This window comes from Streptomyces sp. NPDC053665, assembly GCF_055585285.1.
This window is the reverse complement of the sequence record NZ_JBVJKK010000004.1, coordinates 114,919-129,764: the sequence shown is the minus strand read 5'-3', so window position 1 is coordinate 129,764 and position 14,846 is coordinate 114,919. Positions and strand designations below refer to the sequence as shown.

General features: G+C 72.4%; 17 protein-coding genes. 8 read left to right on the top strand and 9 right to left on the bottom strand.

The annotated features are described in order from the left end of the window. Positions 1-17: 17 nt before the first annotated feature. The 7 genes from ACZ6ZN_RS17770 to ACZ6ZN_RS17740 form a co-directional block, all read right to left on the bottom strand. On the bottom strand, positions 18-674 hold the full coding sequence (locus ACZ6ZN_RS17770; RefSeq protein ID WP_469647191.1) for a TetR-like C-terminal domain-containing protein: 657 nt from the start codon (positions 672-674) through the stop codon (positions 18-20). A 97-nt stretch (positions 675-771) separates the two neighbouring features. Then, complete coding sequence (locus ACZ6ZN_RS17765) at positions 772-1,518, bottom strand: SDR family oxidoreductase (RefSeq protein ID WP_469647189.1); 747 nt, start codon at positions 1,516-1,518, stop codon at positions 772-774. Between the two features lie 233 nt (positions 1,519-1,751). Continuing rightward, positions 1,752-2,042 carry a hypothetical protein gene (locus ACZ6ZN_RS17760; RefSeq protein WP_469647188.1) on the bottom strand — a complete coding sequence of 97 codons (291 nt, stop codon included), beginning with the start codon at positions 2,040-2,042 and terminating at the stop codon, positions 1,752-1,754. Between the two features lie 109 nt (positions 2,043-2,151). Next, a complete protein-coding gene (locus ACZ6ZN_RS17755; RefSeq protein ID WP_469647186.1) occupies positions 2,152-4,170 on the bottom strand; it encodes a galactose-binding domain-containing protein in 2,019 nt (672 codons plus the stop codon). A gap of 361 nt (positions 4,171-4,531) precedes the next feature. Further along, positions 4,532-5,095 carry a snapalysin family zinc-dependent metalloprotease gene (locus ACZ6ZN_RS17750; protein ID WP_469647184.1) on the bottom strand — a complete coding sequence of 188 codons (564 nt, stop codon included), beginning with the start codon at positions 5,093-5,095 and terminating at the stop codon, positions 4,532-4,534. Between the two features lie 274 nt (positions 5,096-5,369). Then, positions 5,370-5,663, bottom strand: a complete 294-nt coding sequence (locus tag ACZ6ZN_RS17745) for a hypothetical protein (protein ID WP_398108110.1) — start codon at positions 5,661-5,663, stop codon at positions 5,370-5,372. Positions 5,664-5,885: 222 nt separating this feature from the next. After that, positions 5,886-6,647, bottom strand: a complete 762-nt coding sequence (locus ACZ6ZN_RS17740) for a ZIP family metal transporter (protein WP_451879077.1) — start codon at positions 6,645-6,647, stop codon at positions 5,886-5,888. Positions 6,648-6,789: 142 nt separating this feature from the next. On the opposite strand from ACZ6ZN_RS17740, the gene ACZ6ZN_RS17735 reads away from it, so the two are divergent. From ACZ6ZN_RS17735 to ACZ6ZN_RS17725, 3 genes are all read left to right on the top strand, one after another. Continuing rightward, positions 6,790-7,179 carry a cupin domain-containing protein gene (locus ACZ6ZN_RS17735; protein WP_469647180.1) on the top strand — a complete coding sequence of 130 codons (390 nt, stop codon included), beginning with the start codon at positions 6,790-6,792 and terminating at the stop codon, positions 7,177-7,179. Positions 7,180-7,230: 51 nt separating this feature from the next. Continuing rightward, positions 7,231-7,776: a DinB family protein gene (locus ACZ6ZN_RS17730; RefSeq protein ID WP_469647177.1), complete on the top strand. Its 546-nt coding sequence runs from the start codon at positions 7,231-7,233 to the stop codon at positions 7,774-7,776. A gap of 293 nt (positions 7,777-8,069) precedes the next feature. After that, complete coding sequence (locus ACZ6ZN_RS17725) at positions 8,070-9,542, top strand: hypothetical protein (RefSeq protein WP_469648020.1); 1,473 nt, start codon at positions 8,070-8,072, stop codon at positions 9,540-9,542. A 41-nt stretch (positions 9,543-9,583) separates the two neighbouring features. Here the strand turns inward: ACZ6ZN_RS17725 and ACZ6ZN_RS17720 are convergent, their stop codons facing one another. Next, positions 9,584-9,970, bottom strand: a complete 387-nt coding sequence (locus ACZ6ZN_RS17720) for an ArsR/SmtB family transcription factor (protein WP_469647175.1) — start codon at positions 9,968-9,970, stop codon at positions 9,584-9,586. Beyond that, the gene (locus tag ACZ6ZN_RS17715) at positions 9,967-10,413 is read right to left on the bottom strand and encodes an SRPBCC domain-containing protein (RefSeq protein WP_451879073.1); all 447 of its coding nucleotides are present in this window, start codon (positions 10,411-10,413) and stop codon (positions 9,967-9,969) included. Before ACZ6ZN_RS17715 ends, ACZ6ZN_RS17720 begins: the two co-directional genes overlap by 4 nt. Before the next feature lie 311 nt (positions 10,414-10,724). Between ACZ6ZN_RS17715 and ACZ6ZN_RS17710 the strand changes: the two genes are divergently transcribed. The 5 genes from ACZ6ZN_RS17710 to ACZ6ZN_RS17690 all read left to right on the top strand — a co-directional run bounded on the left by ACZ6ZN_RS17710 (position 10,725) and on the right by ACZ6ZN_RS17690 (position 14,844). Then, positions 10,725-11,252 carry a DUF4232 domain-containing protein gene (locus tag ACZ6ZN_RS17710; protein ID WP_469647172.1) on the top strand — a complete coding sequence of 176 codons (528 nt, stop codon included), beginning with the start codon at positions 10,725-10,727 and terminating at the stop codon, positions 11,250-11,252. A 139-nt stretch (positions 11,253-11,391) separates the two neighbouring features. After that, positions 11,392-12,309: a LysR family transcriptional regulator gene (locus ACZ6ZN_RS17705; RefSeq protein WP_469647169.1), complete on the top strand. Its 918-nt coding sequence runs from the start codon at positions 11,392-11,394 to the stop codon at positions 12,307-12,309. A 4-nt stretch (positions 12,310-12,313) separates the two neighbouring features. Next, the gene (locus ACZ6ZN_RS17700) at positions 12,314-13,036 is read left to right on the top strand and encodes an SDR family oxidoreductase (RefSeq protein ID WP_469647165.1); all 723 of its coding nucleotides are present in this window, start codon (positions 12,314-12,316) and stop codon (positions 13,034-13,036) included. 54 nt (positions 13,037-13,090) lie between these two features. Beyond that, positions 13,091-13,855, top strand: coding sequence for an alpha/beta fold hydrolase (locus ACZ6ZN_RS17695; RefSeq protein WP_469647162.1), 765 nt, complete (start codon positions 13,091-13,093; stop codon positions 13,853-13,855). A gap of 212 nt (positions 13,856-14,067) precedes the next feature. Further along, complete coding sequence (locus tag ACZ6ZN_RS17690; protein ID WP_469647159.1) at positions 14,068-14,844, top strand: GAF and ANTAR domain-containing protein; 777 nt, start codon at positions 14,068-14,070, stop codon at positions 14,842-14,844. Positions 14,845-14,846 lie beyond the last annotated feature (2 nt).

Below are 14,846 nucleotides of genomic sequence, written 5' to 3'. Positions count from 1 at the left end.
CCTCCGGGCCCGGGGGCTCAGGAGCCGGCCGGGCGTTCCCCGGGCCGGGGAGAGACGCCGTCCAGCACATGGGCGACCAGGGCCAGCACGAAGTCCTCGGTCACGGGCTCGTCCGGGATCAGCAGACGGTGGTAGACGGCGCCCCACAACTGGTCGACGAGGACCTGGACGTCGACGTCCGCACGGATCTGCCCCTGCTCCCGGGCACGCAGCAGCCGCTCCCCCGCCAGCCGCCGGCGCCCGGAGGAGTACAGGGAGCGGAAGGCGGTGGCCAGATCCTCGTCGGTCTGGGACTGGCCGATCAGCTCGGTCACCACCCGGCCGGCCGGGCTCTCGGTCATGATGCGGGCGAACGCGCGCAGCTGGCGGGTCAGGTCGGCGCGGATGTCGCCGGTGTCCTCGAAGGCGAGCGTCTCCTCCACGGCGTGGAAGTAGCCGTCCAGGGCGAGCGCGCCCTTGGAGGGCCACCACTTGTACAGCGTCGTCTTGCTGACACTGGACTGGCGGGCCACCCGTTCGAAGGTCAGATCGGAGATCCCCTCGGTCATGAGGATCTCCCCGACCACGCGGAAGACGTCCGCGCGCACCTCTTCGGCCGGGCGGCGTCCCCGCCCGCGGGCCGGCCGTCCCACGGCCTCCGCGGCCTGCTCGGCCTCCTCGGCCTGCTTCGTCATGTCGTCTCTCCCTCGTTCGTCCGGGACCGGGTCCGTCCGGGACCGGGTCCGTCCGGGACGGTGTACGGTCCAGGTCGCCCTGCGGCCTCCGGCCGGGTCAGACCAGTCCGCCGTTGGTGTAGAGGGTCTGGCCGTTGACCCAGCGGGCGGGGCCCGCGAGGAAGGCGACCGTCTCGGCGATGTCGCGGGGTTCGCCCAGCCGCTCCAGCGGGGTGGCCTCGGCGAAGCGGGCGACCGTGCTCTCGTCCTTGCCTTCGAGGAAGAGCGGCGTGGCGACCGGGCCGGGGGCGACGGTGTTGACGGTGATGTCCTTGCCGCGCAGTTCCCTGGCGAGGATCAGCGAGATGCTCTGCACGGCGGCCTTGCTGGCCACGTAGGCGCCGTAGGTGGGCAACTGGGTGCGGGTGACGGACGTGGAGACGTTGATGATCGCGCCTCCGCGGCGGACCCGGCGCGCGGCCTGCTGGGCGACGACGAAGGTGCCGCGGATGTTCGTGCGGTGCATCCGGTCCAGATCGTCCAGGTCCAGCTCGGCGATGGGCGCGAGCACCATGATCCCGGCGGTGTTGACGACGACGTCGATCCCCCCGAAGGCGGTCTCGACGGCGTCGAACGCGGCTGCCATCGCGCGCTCGTCGGCGACGTCACCGCCGACGGCCAGGGCCCGGCCGCCGGATGCGGTGACCTCCTCGACGAGCGTGTCGGCCTTGACCTTGTTGCCGGCGTAGTGCACCGCGACGGCGAAGCCGTCCGCGGCGAGCCGTTCGACGACGGCCCTGCCGATGCCGCCGGACCCGCCGGTGACGAGGGCGACGCGGGGGGTGGTCTCGGGGGTGGCGGTCATGACCTGCCTCCAGCACTGGGAAGTGAACGTTGAGTCCATATAACCAGCAAATGAACACGCCGTCCACTTCTCTGCCCGTGTGGGGTCCAGGAGGTCGATGAGAGGTGGGGACGTCGTCCTCCCGCGGGCCGAGCCCGGGAGTCGACGTGGTGTACGAGCGCGAGGCCCGTCCGACGCGGTGCACCAGCGCGGGGGCGCCCGTCCCCGTCGAGGAACAGCGGTGGACGGCTCGCTCAGCTGATCCAGGCATCGTCGTCGCGATGCCGGTCAAGCCCCAACGCCGAGAACTCGTCCTCGCCGGCACCGGTCACCACGCCCAGCCGCCGCAGCGCCTGGGAGATCGGGCTGCCGGCCGGCGGGGACGGCTCGCCCTCGTCGACATGGAGCGGCCCGAACACCAGGGCACCGCCGTCCCACACGGCGGCGCGCTGCTCCCCCAGGCCAGCGAAGTACTCCGCCTCCACGTACGCCACCGGCCCCGCGGCCGACCAGCCGGCGAGCTCCCCCGCGAGTACTTCCGGCAACCGCCAGAACCCCAACGCCCGCTCCTCGTCACCCGCGGGGGGCTCAGCGGATTTGCCGGGGCGGGCCGGCGGGCCCCGCCGGCCCGCGCTCGGCTCGAACCCGCTCGTCTCAACTCCCGTGCACGCGCACCTCGTACAGGGAGTAGCCCCAGTCGGTGGCGCGTCGCAGGCCCTGGACGCGGACGTAGCGAGCGGGTGTGGCGGTGAAGCGCGCCGTGTCCAGGCCGCCGTCGCCCGCCGTCGTGGACCACACGGTGCGCCAGTTCGTGCCGTCGGTGGAGAGTTCGATGCGGTAGGACGCGCCGTAGGCCCGCTCCCAGTCGAGGGTGACCTGCCGGACGGACCGCGTGGAGCCCAGGTCGAGCCGGTACCACTGGTCGTCGCTCCAGTCGCTCGCCCAGCGCGTGCCGCTGTCCCCGTCCACGGCCCGTTGCGGCTTGTAGCTGGTGAACAGGCTCCACTCCGAGGAACTGGCCGATGCGGTCGCCCCCTCGGCCAGATCGGTCATCGGCCGGTGCTGCTCCGAGGCGGCCCAGGTGTCGAGGTAGGACTCGGCTCCCCGGAAGAGGTCGTCGACGACGCCCTGTCCGCCGACCCGGCGGATGTCCTCGATCCAGTCGGGCACCAGGCCGTAGTGGGCCGCTCCGTCGGTGTTCAGGTCCCAGGTCCGCTGACCGGTGGTCTGCCGGTCGATCACCGAGCCGCCGTCGACACTCCTGAACGGGTAGGTCACCTTGTCGGGGGCGTCCGCGCCGCGCGGGGCCGGCCAGCCGCCGACGCCGTTCATGTCGGTGCCGTAGCCGTAGCCCACGCGGTACTTGTCGCGCAGCGCCTCCGTGCGCTCGGCCTCGGCGACGAAGCCCTCGGAGCCGTGCATGTACTGGGCGATGAACCCGCCCAGTCCGTAGACCCGTTCGGTCCAGTCCATGTCCATCCAGCTGTGCGAGGAAAGCACGCCGGGGTAGGAAGCGGCCTCGAAGATGTCCAGGACCCGGCCGGTGGCCTTGACGCTCATGTGGTCGACCTCGAGCATCATCCCGCGTTGCATCATGCCGCGCACGGCGTACTCGCCGAGGTCGGTGAGCCCGCGGACGTTGCACTGGGCGTCGGCGGCGTAGGACGGGACGGCCACGCCCGCCGGGAGCTTCTTCTCGGCCCCGGCCGCCGTGGCGTTGCCGATGGGGTTGTCGTGCTGCGGGCCGGTGCACTTCTCGGTCTTCCAGAAGGTGCCGGTCGACAGGAACTGGCCGACGTTGATGGCCGTGCCGAGCGTGCCGGAGTCGAAGCGGACCCCGCACAGCGCGTTGTCGAACTTGTGGCACAGGAACATGCTGCGCACACCCAGGGCGTGCAGTTCGTCGAGGCCCTTGTCGATGTCGGCCCTGCTGCACTGGGCGATGTCCAGGACCTGTTTGCACCCGAACGGCTCGGAGGTCTCCACGCCGAGGACGACCGCGAGTTTGCCCTGCTCGATGACGTCACGGGCCTGGGCGCTGTCGGTGACGATGCGGAAGAAGCCCTTGCCGGGCCCGCCGTAGATCCTGTCGATGTAGGACTGCATGTCGTACGACAACTTGGCCTGGAGGCGGATGGAGGTCATCTCGTCGCAGCTGCGGTCCTTGAAGAAGTAGACGGAGCAGATGACGCCGTTGGTGACCAGGTCGTTGACCAGCACCCGCTGCCCGCCGCGCCATGCGCGCTCGACCCACGCGTAGTAGTTCTGCTGGTGGGTCAGGGAATCGTGGGCGGGCCAGTCCTTGAAGGTGGGCCAGCCGACCGGGTCGTGCTTGCCGTCACCGCCTTTGGTGATGAAGTCGAAGACGGCGAGGGAACCGTCGGGGTAGTGCTCGGGGCAGTCCTTGAGCGCCTCGGCGATGCCCTGTTCGGAGAACGGCTTGCCGCAGATCAGGCGCCCCCCGAAGGCCTCGTTGGCGAAGATGTGGTCGTGCGCGTCGACGAAGCCGCGCACCTCGCCGCCGGCGGCCGTGCCCGTGAAGGGCTCCCCGGTGACGCCGATGCCCGAGTCCGGGGCGGGACGTGCGGTCGGGTTCCACCAGTCGCCGCCCGCCGCCGAGCTCGGCGTGGGCCCCAGTACGACGGCCAGTACGAGCAGCAGCAATGACGTCACGGTGATGTGCCTACGCCGGCGGTACGAGCGCTTCGTCCGGGTCACAGCCCACGTCCCTCGGTCAACGGGAAGGCGCGGCCGACACGTCGGGCCGCTCTCCGGACCGCGGGGAGCCCGGACGACCCGTTTGTCATGACCACACTCAGGATGGGTCGAGGATGGCCACTGCCGGGCAGTGAGTCAAGTCACATGTCAGCGCTACTTACTGACGGGTCATCACAAGAGGAGTCGCCGAGCGGCAACCGCCGCCCGCCGCCCGCTTCCGCCGCACTCGACGTCCCGGTGGCCGGTGTGCCGGGGCCACCACGGCCACCACGGCCACCGGGACGGGAACCGGCCGCAGCGGGCCGGTCCGGGCGGGTCAGTCCACGATCACCCCCGTGCGGACCGCCGCCTTCCGTCCGGCGAGTGCGCCACCGAAGTTGCCTTCGACCTCCGCCTTCTCGGCCGAGTTCGGGTACGGGTTCGTGCACGCGGTGCCCGCGCTGGAACCGGACATCAGACTGGAACACGGTCCGGGCTTGCGGTCCGGGAGGCCCAGGATGTGCCCGAGTTCGTGCGAGGAGATGCGGACGGTGTTGTAGCCCTGGGCGACGGCCTGGCGTCCGATGTAGACGGTGCCGCTGCCCAGGCCGGAGGGCAGGGCGCGCGGCCAGCCGTTGTCGGCCAGGACCCGGATGTTGGCGCGCTGTCCCGAGGCCACGGGACGCAGTTCGACGGCGTCGACGCTCTCGTTCCAGATCGCCGCACCCCGGTCGACGGCGCTCTTGAACTCCGCGGAACCGCTGGCATCGTAGGTCAGGACCCGGGCGGCCAGAGGGGCGTCGTTCGCCGCCGGGGCTGCGGCGACGGCGGGTCCGCCCGTCAGGGACAGGGCCACGAGACAGGCGGCGGCGACACCGCCTGTCAGCGTACGGACGTGCATGATCGACCTCCTTGTGGGGGAAGGGCAGTCGTGCTCATGACATTCTCGGGCTGTCCCTGCCCGGTCGTACGGCTCGTCAATCCGTCAATCAGCGGGGCCCTGGGGGCCGGTGGTGCACGACGAGCGGCGCCGCACCCGAAGGGCGGTCGACCGCCCGGCAGCTTCGGAGAGAAGAACGGCACACCGATCGGCGGCCGGTCCGCTCCTCAGTGCCGTCCTTGCGGCACCGGGAAGCGGATCGACCGCCGATTCCGTCACAACGCGCTTGTGGTCGTCAGGCGTTGGCGTGCCGGCCCAGAGCCGCCCGCCGCGGGGCGGCGTGGTGAACGGCCTCGCCGGAACCGTCGGCCTGCCGCCGCCGCAGCCACACGGACGACATGACCAGCAGGGCGGCGAAGACCACCAGGAACACCAGCGAGACCCACATCTGGCGGCCTCCCGGCTCGTCCCATGCCGACGAGGCGGCCGACACGGCCCACAGGGCCGCACCCGCGGCGTAGAACATGCGGATCTTGCGCAGCTGCCGCAGGGCTCGTACGGACTCAGCGTGATCAGTTTCCGGTGCCATGCCGACGCTGGTACCCCGAATCGCGCGCTCCAACGTCCCCGAGCCAACTCGTGACACACGGGCCGTCCGGTACGCCCGCATATCCGGGCAACAGCCGGCCCGGCAACCCGGAGCCGACGCCGGACACACCGGTCGGACGGGGCGGAGCCGGCGCCGGGCACACCGGTCGGGCCGTGCGGAGCCGACGCCGGACACACCGGTAGGGCAGGACGGAGCCGGGCGTCAGGCGTGGGACAGCGCGAAGGAGACGAGGAAGCCGGCCACCGTGACCAGCCCGATCGCCAGGTGGGCCTCCTCGAACGCCTCGGGGATCATCGTGTCGGCGATCATCGCGAGGATCGCCCCGGCGGCCACCGCGGTGACCCCGGCGATCACCGTGGCCGAGAAGCCCCCCAGCACGACGTAGCCGAGGATCGCGGCGACGGTGCTCGCGGCCGCGATCGCACCCCACACGGCGAAGACGTACCCCTTGCCGCGCCCGGCCTTCTTCATCCCCGCCGAGCTGGACAGGCCCTCGGGGACGTTGCTGATGAACACGGCCGCGACGGTCACGAGACTGACCGCGCCACCGTCGAGCAGGCTGACACCGATCACGGCCGACTCGGGCACGCCGTCCAGCAGCGCGCCCAGGGCGAGGGCGAGACCGGAACCACTCTGCTGCTGCTCGGTCGGCTGCGCCTGCCCGGTGTGGTGGCCCGATCGCTTGCGGTGGCGGGCCCCGCGGCGCGCGAGCCACAGATTGCCCGCCGTGTACGCCGCGGCCCCGCCCAGCGTCCCCACCACCGCCGGGGCCAGGCCGCCCTGTTCGTACGCCTCACCGACCAGTTCGAACGAGACGGCCGAGAGCAGCACGCCCGCCCCGAAGGCCATGACCAGCGCGATGACCTGCTGCGGCACGCGCAGGCCGTAACCGATCACCGCTCCCAGCAGCAGCGCGCTGCCCGCGAGCAGTCCCCAACCGCCTGCCTGTATCGCTTCGGACATGAGGGACCGTGTACCCCGGGGAGCGTGATCGGCACGCGAGGGCGGACGGAGGCGGGGGATGTGGCAGATCACGCACCGGCGGCCCGATGCTAGATTGCTGCATTCGTCCAGGACAGGCGCGCAACGGGCAAGGGGTCGATCCATGACTGACTCGGAGGGGCGTCCCGTTGCCGACGGCGCCCCCCTTCCGCGGATCCTGGCCAACACGACGTCGATCGCCGAGGCCGGCGCGGAGTCGACCGGGGCGCTGTGGCGGCTGGCGGAACCGGGACGGCAGCTGGACGCCAACCTTGTGCGCATCCCCGCCCACGGGCACATCGACGCCCACGCCGAGCCGGACCTCGACGTCCTGCTGCTCGTCGTGACGGGTGGGGGCACGCTCGGCCGGGCCGAGCAGCCGCAGACACTGGAACCCGGCACCCTGGTCTGGCTCCCCCACGGCAGCGTGCGCAGCCTGACGGCGGGCGAGAACGGCATGGCCTACGTGACCGTGCACCGACGGCGTCCCGGGATGCGGATCGGCCGGCGGTGACTCGTCGACCGACCGGGACCAGGGGCGAGATGGACGCAGAAGGGGGACGGCATGAGCGGCCGCACCAGGAGAGGTCAGCTGTTCGCCGGCGACGAGAGCCGGTTCACGGGTCCGACGACGGGTGACGAGCGGCGCATGCTCGTCGACGTGCTGGCTGCTCAACGGGCGACCCTGGAGATCAAGTGCTCCGGCCTGGCGACGGAGTTGGCCGTGCGTTCCGTGCAGCCGTCGGCCCTCTCGCTCCTCGGCCTGATCCGGCACCTGGCCGATGTCGAGCGCCGCTGGTTCCGTCAGGTCCTGGCCGGGCAGGATGCGCCCCCGCTCTTCTCGTGCGCGGCGGACCCCGACGGGGACTTCGACGGCGCGACGGCCGACCCGCAGGTGATCGAGGCGGCGTGGGCGGCCTGGCGTACCGAGGTCGCCTTCGCCGAGCGGTTCACCGACGGTGCGCCGCACCTCGACGTGGAGGGCGAGGACGACTGGCGCGGAACGGTGTCGCTGCGCTGGGTCCTGCTCCACATGATCGAGGAGTACGCCCGGCACAACGGCCACGCGGACCTGCTGCGCGAACGCATCGACGGGTCGATCGGCGTCTGAGCCTCGGTCCCCGAGCCTCGGTCCCCGGGCCTAGGCCCTGCGGCTCATGTGCGCCGCCCGTCCGCTCGTCATGGTCGGCTCCCCTGCAGATCAGGGTCATCACGCGCGACGGGGCCTGGATCGAATAGCGCGCTTTCTCCGCGGGACGGCTTCTTGACGGCTCCGGCCGCCGGCGCGCCCCGACCATTATGAATTCAATTCGGTGAGGCGTTCAGTTGCTTGTCCGGCACACCTAGCATCAGGCCCGCCGCGCGAGGGTCGCGTCCGGCGATATGAGGGAGCGCCTGATGAGCATGCCGCCGAAAAGGTCGTGGGCCGGACGCGTTCGGGCGGTTCTGCCCGCCCGCCGTCGAGGGACGGCCGTGAGCGGGGCGCTGGGCATGGCCCTGGTCGCCGCGCTCGCCGTTCCCGTGCTGTCCACGCCCGCCGCCGCATCCGGCGACCCGACGGCCACGGCATGTCCCGCCGGCCTGGCCGCCGAGGCGACCTGCTACACCGGGCAGAGCGCGGACGGCGCCTTCTACGCGATCGCCGTGCCCGAGAAGTGGAACGGCTCCCTGGTCCTGCACGCCCACGGCGGGCCCGACCTGGGCGAGGGCTCCGACCCCGAGCGCAGCGTCGGCGACCTGGAGCGCTGGTCGGTCATGGTGGAGCAGGGGTACGCCTGGGCCGGTTCCTCGTACCGGCGCGGTGGTTACGGAACACGCATGGCGGCCGCCGACACGGAAAGTCTGCGCCGGCTGTTCGTCGCGAAGTTCCGCAAACCCGAACGGACCTATCTCCACGGACAGTCGTGGGGCGGAAATGTCGCCGCGAAGACCATCGAGATCTACGGTGCGAAGAAACACGGGCCCTATGACGGCGCGTTGCTCACCAACGGTGTCCTCGGCGGGGGTTCACGCGGATACGACTACCGCGTGGACCTGCGTGTGGTCTACCAGTACTACTGCCGGAACCATCCGCGGCCGGACGAAGTGCAGTATCCGTTGTGGAAGGGCTTGCGCGCCGGTTCGACGATGACGTCCTCCGGTCTGCGCGCACGGCTCCAGGAGTGCACCGGGTTCTCCTCCGCGCCCGAGGACCGCACCGCGCTGCAGCAACGCAACCTCGACGACATCCTCGCGGTCACCGGCATCCCCGAGCGGACGCTGGAGTCGCATCTGCGGTTCGCCACGTTCACGTTCCGGGACATCGTGCACAACCGGCTGGGCGACCGGAACCCGTTCTCCAACAAGGGAGTCGTCTACTCCGGCTCCCATGACGACGCGGCCCTCAACGCCGGTGTCGAGAGGTTTTCGGCGGACCAGACCGCGGTGCGGGACCTCTCCTACGACAGCGACCTCACCGGCAAGGTCTCGATCCCCGTCCTCACGCTGCACGCGATCGACGACCCGACGGCGTTCGTCGAGCACGAAGCCGCCTACCGGGCCAGTCTGCGGGGCGCCGGGCGGGACCGGCACCTCGTGCAGACCTTCACCGACGAGCACGAGCACAGCGGCCTCAGCCCGTCCGAGTACGCCACCTCCATCGCCGCACTGGACACCTGGGTCCGCAGCGGCAGGAAGCCCACGCCGGCCTCGATCGCGGCCGCGTGCCCCGGGTACGACGCCCGCTACGGCACCGGCTGCCTCTACGAGCCGTCCTTCACTCCCCGGCCCTACGCCTCCCGCGTCAACCCCCGGCCCGGCGGCCTGACCTGGCCGGCCCTCACGGCCTCGCAGGAGAAGAAGTGGAGCCGACTGCCCTCGGTGGGCATCGCGCCCTGAACCGGGCCCGACGGCACACACCGACACGCGGCGCCCCGGCATCAGCCGAGGCGCCGCGTCTCGTCTGCCGCCTCCGCGGCCTCCGCTGCCTCCGCTGCCTCCGCGACGCGCTTGATGCGCGCCAGGCGCCTGTCCCACTCCGCAGCCAGTGAGGCCATCCATCGGGCCGTGGTGTCCAGCGCGTCCGGGCGCACCGCGTAGCGCACCTCGCGCCCCACGCGGCTGCCCGTGACCAGCCCTGCAGCGTCCAGTACCGCGAGGTGCTTGACCACCGCCTGCCGGGAGACGGGGAGTTGCTGCGCGAGCGTCGTGGCGGTGGCCTGCCCCCGCGCGGCCAGGACGTCCAGCAGCCGGCGCCGCGTCGGGTCGGCGAGTGCGCCTATGACGCTGTCGACGACCTCGGCGGCGCCGGGACGTTCCTCGCTCACGCGGCAGGCTGCTCGGCGCGGCTCTTGAGCGCGCCGAGTTCGACGGGCCAGCCCTGGGTGTGGTCCTTCAGGTTCTGGCTGCGCAGCTCCTCGGAACCGGCGAGCGCCGTGAAGCCGCTCTCGACGACACGGAGCCGGGTGCCGCTCCCCTCCGCGGTCAGCGTGAACTCGACCAGGGTGCTGTTGTCCTCACGCAGTTCCTCACCCGGGAACGCGCTGGTCCAGCGGTAGGCCAGATAGGCCGGCGGGTCGATCTTCTCCACCCGTACGGGGAAGTCGCCGTGCTCGGAGTTCTTCACCAGGAGCACGTCGCCCTCCCGGGCCACCGTGCCGGGCAGGCTCTCCTTGTCCGCGACCCAGAACCCGGGCTGGGCCACCAGCGACCAGACCCGCTCCAGCGGCGCCTCGATCAGGGTTTCGCGTTCGATCCTGTCCTCGTTCATGACGGTCCCTCCGTGTCCGGCGTCAGCATCTGCAACTTCAGAGTTGCACGTTGCGGACCATCGCGCAACCTGACGGTTGCACCTGAGTGCCCCGGGGAGCCGCACGCACCGGGTGAGCGAGGGCTTCGGTCCCGTGGGGCGTCCCGTTCGTCCATTCCAGGCCGGCCGCATCACTGCTGGTCAGGCGGCGTTCCACCGTTCCGGCATCCCGAAGTGACCGCAGTCCGTGGCCTGTGGGACGGATGCCGTTCCACTCTGCGGTGGTCCGAGCAGTCCGCCGGACGTCCACTTCCGAAGCTGGAGTTCCCGACATGCGTTCACGTCTCGCTTCTTCGTCCGCCCGCCTCGCCCTGGCCGCCGTGGCGGCCACCGCCCTGACCGCCACCGCCACGGCGACGGCTCACGCCGCGGCCGACAGCCGTGGCCAGGTCACGCGGGCCTGCGTCACCGGCGACCTGTCCTTCACCGTCACGTCCGAGACGCAGGCGGGTGGCTACCTCCTCGTCACCGCCAAGGCCAAGCCCGGCGTCACCTGCCACCTGCGGGGCGTCTTCCCGTCCGCCTCCTTCGGCTCGTCCGCCGACAGCGAGGTGGGGCCGGCGGAGCAGGCCGTCGGCGACGGCGTGACCCTGTCCGGGGCCAAGGCCGCCTACGCGGGCATCAACCCCAAGACCACCCCGGGCGACCACGGCAGGCAGTTCGACCGCCTGCACCTCTCCGTCATGGGCGACGAACTGCACTCCATCACGCTCCGACTGCCGGAGACCGTGACGGTCGACCGCCCCGAGGCGACCAACTGGCACGCCGACCCGGCCGACGCCGTGCCCTTCTCCGCCTGACGGGCTCACGCGCCGGGCACCCCCGCGGTGCCCGGCGTCCCGGCGTCCCGGCGTCCCGGCGTCCCGGCGACCGCCCCGACTGGCGCGCCTTCCCGTCCTCACCGCGCCCGAGGCGCTCCCCGCGCCGTAGGATTCCCGCATGTCAGAGCTCAATCTGCGGCGTCTGCGGTACTTCCTGGCCGTCGCCGACACGCTGAGCTTCGGCCGGGCCGCGCAGGAGCTGCACATCGCCCAGCCCGTCCTCAGCCGGCAGATCGCGGTGCTGGAACGAGAGCTCGGCGTCGTCCTGTTCGAACGCTCGACACGCGGCACGGCTCTCACCGACGCGGGCAGGCTCATCGCGGAGGACGGACGCCAGCTGCTGCGGTCGGCCGGCGCCCTGGAACGGCGCGCCCGTCAGGCCGCCGAGGGGATCGAGCGGCTGGCCATCGGCTTCATGCCCGGCCTCCTGGTCACGCCGATCGTGCAAGGCCTGCGGCAGTCGTTCCCCGACATCCGGATCGAGCTGGTCCGCACCGGCTGGGACGACCAGGTGGAGACGATCCTCGACGGCCGCGTCGACCTCGGCCTGGTGCGCCTGCCGGTCCCCCGCCGCGGACTCCAGGTGGAGGCGCTGTTCCACGAGGAGCGGGTCGTCGTCCTGTCGGCGTCACACCCCCTCGCCGCCGCCGAGGAGTTGAGCCCGCACGCCCTCGCCGAGTACGACCTGATCCAGAACCCGGACGCGGCTCCCGAGTGGCGTGAGGCCCGCCTCGCGCGTGGCCTGCCCGTGCCGGCCGGAGGCGACCATCCGCACGAGGTGGAGATCAAGCTCGAACGCGTGGCCGCCTCGTCCGGAGTGGCGTTCCTGCCGGCCTCCACGGCCCGGTTCTACACCCGGCCCGACGTCGTCGTGCGCCCGATGCCCGGGCTGGCGCCCGGACCGGTCGGCGTGGCCTGGGCCGCGGGCCGCGAATCGACGCTGCTGAACTGCGCCATCACGCTCGCTCATACCCTGCGGGCATCACTGACGACGGAAAGGGTCTTGGACGTGGGGAGGGCCCCGGCCGGACCCTGAATCCATGACCATCACCTCTTCCTCCCGCATCGTCGTCCTCGGTGGAACCAGCGGCATCGGCCTCGCCGTCGCCCGGCGCGCCGCCGGCACCGGGGCGGCCGTCACCATCGCCTCGAGCCGGGCCGCGTCGGTGGAGCGCGCGCTCGGGCAGCTGCCGGCCGGAGTCGTGGGACGGGCCGTGGACGCGAGCTCCGGCGACGCGGTCGCGGCCCTGTTCGACGAGATCGGCACGTTCGACCACCTCGCCTACACCGCCGGGGAGAACCTCAGCGGCCTTCCGCTCGCCGACTACACGGTCGACCGTGCGAGCGAGTTCTTCGGCCTCCGTCTGTTCCACGCACTCGACGCCGTCCGGCTCGCCGTGCCGCACCTGGCACCCGGCGGTTCCGTCACCCTCGTCAGCGGCACCGCGGCGTTCAAGGGCGGGCCGGGCTGGACGCTGGGGGCGGCGGTCTCCGGCGCGGTGCTGTCCGCCGCGCGCAGCCTCGCGGTCGAACTGGCGCCCGTCCGGGTGAACGTCGTGGCGCCCGGTGTCGTGCGCTCGCCGCTGTGGTCCGGGATGAGCGAGGCCGACCGCGAGGGCATGTACGCCGGTCTCGCCGCGTCCCTGCCCCTGGGCCGCGTGGCCGATCCGGACGACGCGGCCAAGGCGTTCCTCGCGCTCATGGACCAGGACTACGTGACCGGCACGGTCTCGGTCGTCGACGGCGGGACCCTCGCCGCCTGAGCGGGTGGAACGCCTCACGGGCGACTCCGTCCCGGTGCCGGGTACCCGTCGATCATGACGCACCACGGGAAGTCGCTTGTGCACGTCACGCACGACCGGGCCGGGGCGTCCGCGGTACGCAGCATGGGCACGCCGCGGCTCGGCCCCGGAAGCGTGCCCGTGGTGCTGGTGCCGGGACTGGGGGCGCCCGGATATCTGCTGCGAACGCTGGAGCGCTGTGCCCGGTCCGGTCCGGCACGCCTGCTGGACGTGCCCGGGTACCGGGATCCCGCCGGGCCCGTCTGCGGGGAGACTCTGGGCGCGCTCGCGGACACGGTCGCCCGGTGGCTGACGGACGTGCCCGGCCGGCCCGTGGTGCTGGCCGGGCATTCCACCGGCGCCCAGGTGGCGCTGCACGCCGCCGTGCGCAGACCCGAGCGCGTACGGGCCCTGGTGCTGCTGGCGCCGACGTTCCCGCCCCGGCTGCGCCGATGGGGGCCGCTGCTCGGCGCGGGGCTCCGCACGGCCGTGCAGGAGTCCCCAGGCGTCGTGCCGGCCGTGCTGCCGTCCTACCTGGCGGCCGGGCCCCGGCGGCTTCTGACCTGCACGCGCTCGTGCCGGATGGACGCCCCCGAGGAGGTGCTGCCGTCGGTGACCTGCCCGGTGACCCTCGTCGGGGCCGAGGACGACGTCCTCAGCCCGCCGGGGTGGGTGCGGTACCTGGCCGGGCGGGCCGCCCGGGGCCGGGCCGTGGTGGTGCGGGGGGCGCACGCGTTCCCGCACCGCTTCCCGGACGTCACGGCCGGGGTGCTGGACGGGGCGCGACACGACGCGCCGTGATGCCCCGCCCGGGCCGGCCGTCGGCGGCAGCGCGCCGGACGCGTCCGACCCCTGTCCCGCGCCTCGCGTCGCGCACCGGGAGGCACCCGGGGTGCCCCGCACGTTCGGCGGCATCTTCGCGGCCGGGCCGGGTACTTCCGGGCCATGGCCCTTCCTCGACACGTGCCGCAGCCGTCTCCCCGCGGGGAGACGTGGTGGGACGCCGTCCGTCCGTGCGTGCCCATGCCTCCCTGCTCGTCCACGGCCACCCGTACGCCCGTACGCGGGGCGGCGCGATGACGGCCGAGGCGGTGAAGGCGGCGCGGATGGTCGCGGAAGCCGCAGCGCGCGCGTCGCTCGAGGACGTTCCCCGGCGGGTGTGCGAGGCGGTGCGCGACGGGCTCGGCGTGGACGGCGCCACCCTCTCCCTGCTCACCGACACCCCGTCCCGGCAGCTGCTCGCCGCGTCGGACGACGCCGCCCTGCAACTGGAGGAGATCCAGTTCACGCTGCTTGAGGGCCCCTGCATCGCCGCGGCGCAGACCGGGGAACCTGTCGCCGTGCACGACCTGCGCCACGACGTCACCCCGTGGCCCCTGTTCGGGGCGCTGATGCGGGAGAAGCTGCCGCAGATGACGTCGGTGTACGCGCTCCCCCTGTTCTTCGGCGACTACGTCCTCGGCACGGTCGATCTGCTCGCCCTGCGGCCGCACGCCCTCGACGAGGAGGACCTGGTGCAGGCGTCGGACGTGGCGGACGCGGTGACCGCCGCGCTCATGAGGACCCGGGAGATGATTATCACCGGTTCGCGGGCACCGGACTGGGAGCCGAGGGCGCTCGTGCGGGCCCACTGGTTCGACACCGCGCGGGCCGTCGCGACGCTAATGACCCGGCGAGGGCTCAGCCAGGAGGACGCGCTGGCCCTGATGCGCGCCGAGGCGTTCCGCAGCGGCAGGTCGCTGGCGGACATCACCGCGGACGTCCTGCGCGACGCCCCTGGAGCGGCCTAGGC

Excerpts from the sequence above, each read along its gene's own strand:
- ACZ6ZN_RS17770 (WP_469647191.1), bottom strand. The coding sequence starts at position 674 with ATGACGAAGCAGGCCGAGGAGGCCGAGCAGGCCGCGGAGGCCGTGGGA.
- ACZ6ZN_RS17765 (WP_469647189.1), bottom strand. The coding sequence starts at position 1,518 with ATGACCGCCACCCCCGAGACCACCCCCCGCGTCGCCCTCGTCACCGGC.
- ACZ6ZN_RS17750 (WP_469647184.1), bottom strand. The coding sequence starts at position 5,095 with ATGCACGTCCGTACGCTGACAGGCGGTGTCGCCGCCGCCTGTCTCGTG.
- ACZ6ZN_RS17745 (WP_398108110.1), bottom strand. The coding sequence starts at position 5,663 with ATGGCACCGGAAACTGATCACGCTGAGTCCGTACGAGCCCTGCGGCAG.
- ACZ6ZN_RS17740 (WP_451879077.1), bottom strand. The coding sequence starts at position 6,647 with ATGTCCGAAGCGATACAGGCAGGCGGTTGGGGACTGCTCGCGGGCAGC.
- ACZ6ZN_RS17735 (WP_469647180.1), top strand. The coding sequence starts at position 6,790 with ATGACTGACTCGGAGGGGCGTCCCGTTGCCGACGGCGCCCCCCTTCCG.
- ACZ6ZN_RS17730 (WP_469647177.1), top strand. The coding sequence starts at position 7,231 with ATGAGCGGCCGCACCAGGAGAGGTCAGCTGTTCGCCGGCGACGAGAGC.
- ACZ6ZN_RS17725 (WP_469648020.1), top strand. The coding sequence starts at position 8,070 with ATGCCGCCGAAAAGGTCGTGGGCCGGACGCGTTCGGGCGGTTCTGCCC.
- ACZ6ZN_RS17715 (WP_451879073.1), bottom strand. The coding sequence starts at position 10,413 with ATGAACGAGGACAGGATCGAACGCGAAACCCTGATCGAGGCGCCGCTG.
- ACZ6ZN_RS17710 (WP_469647172.1), top strand. The coding sequence starts at position 10,725 with ATGCGTTCACGTCTCGCTTCTTCGTCCGCCCGCCTCGCCCTGGCCGCC.
- ACZ6ZN_RS17705 (WP_469647169.1), top strand. The coding sequence starts at position 11,392 with ATGTCAGAGCTCAATCTGCGGCGTCTGCGGTACTTCCTGGCCGTCGCC.
- ACZ6ZN_RS17700 (WP_469647165.1), top strand. The coding sequence starts at position 12,314 with ATGACCATCACCTCTTCCTCCCGCATCGTCGTCCTCGGTGGAACCAGC.
- ACZ6ZN_RS17695 (WP_469647162.1), top strand. The coding sequence starts at position 13,091 with ATGACGCACCACGGGAAGTCGCTTGTGCACGTCACGCACGACCGGGCC.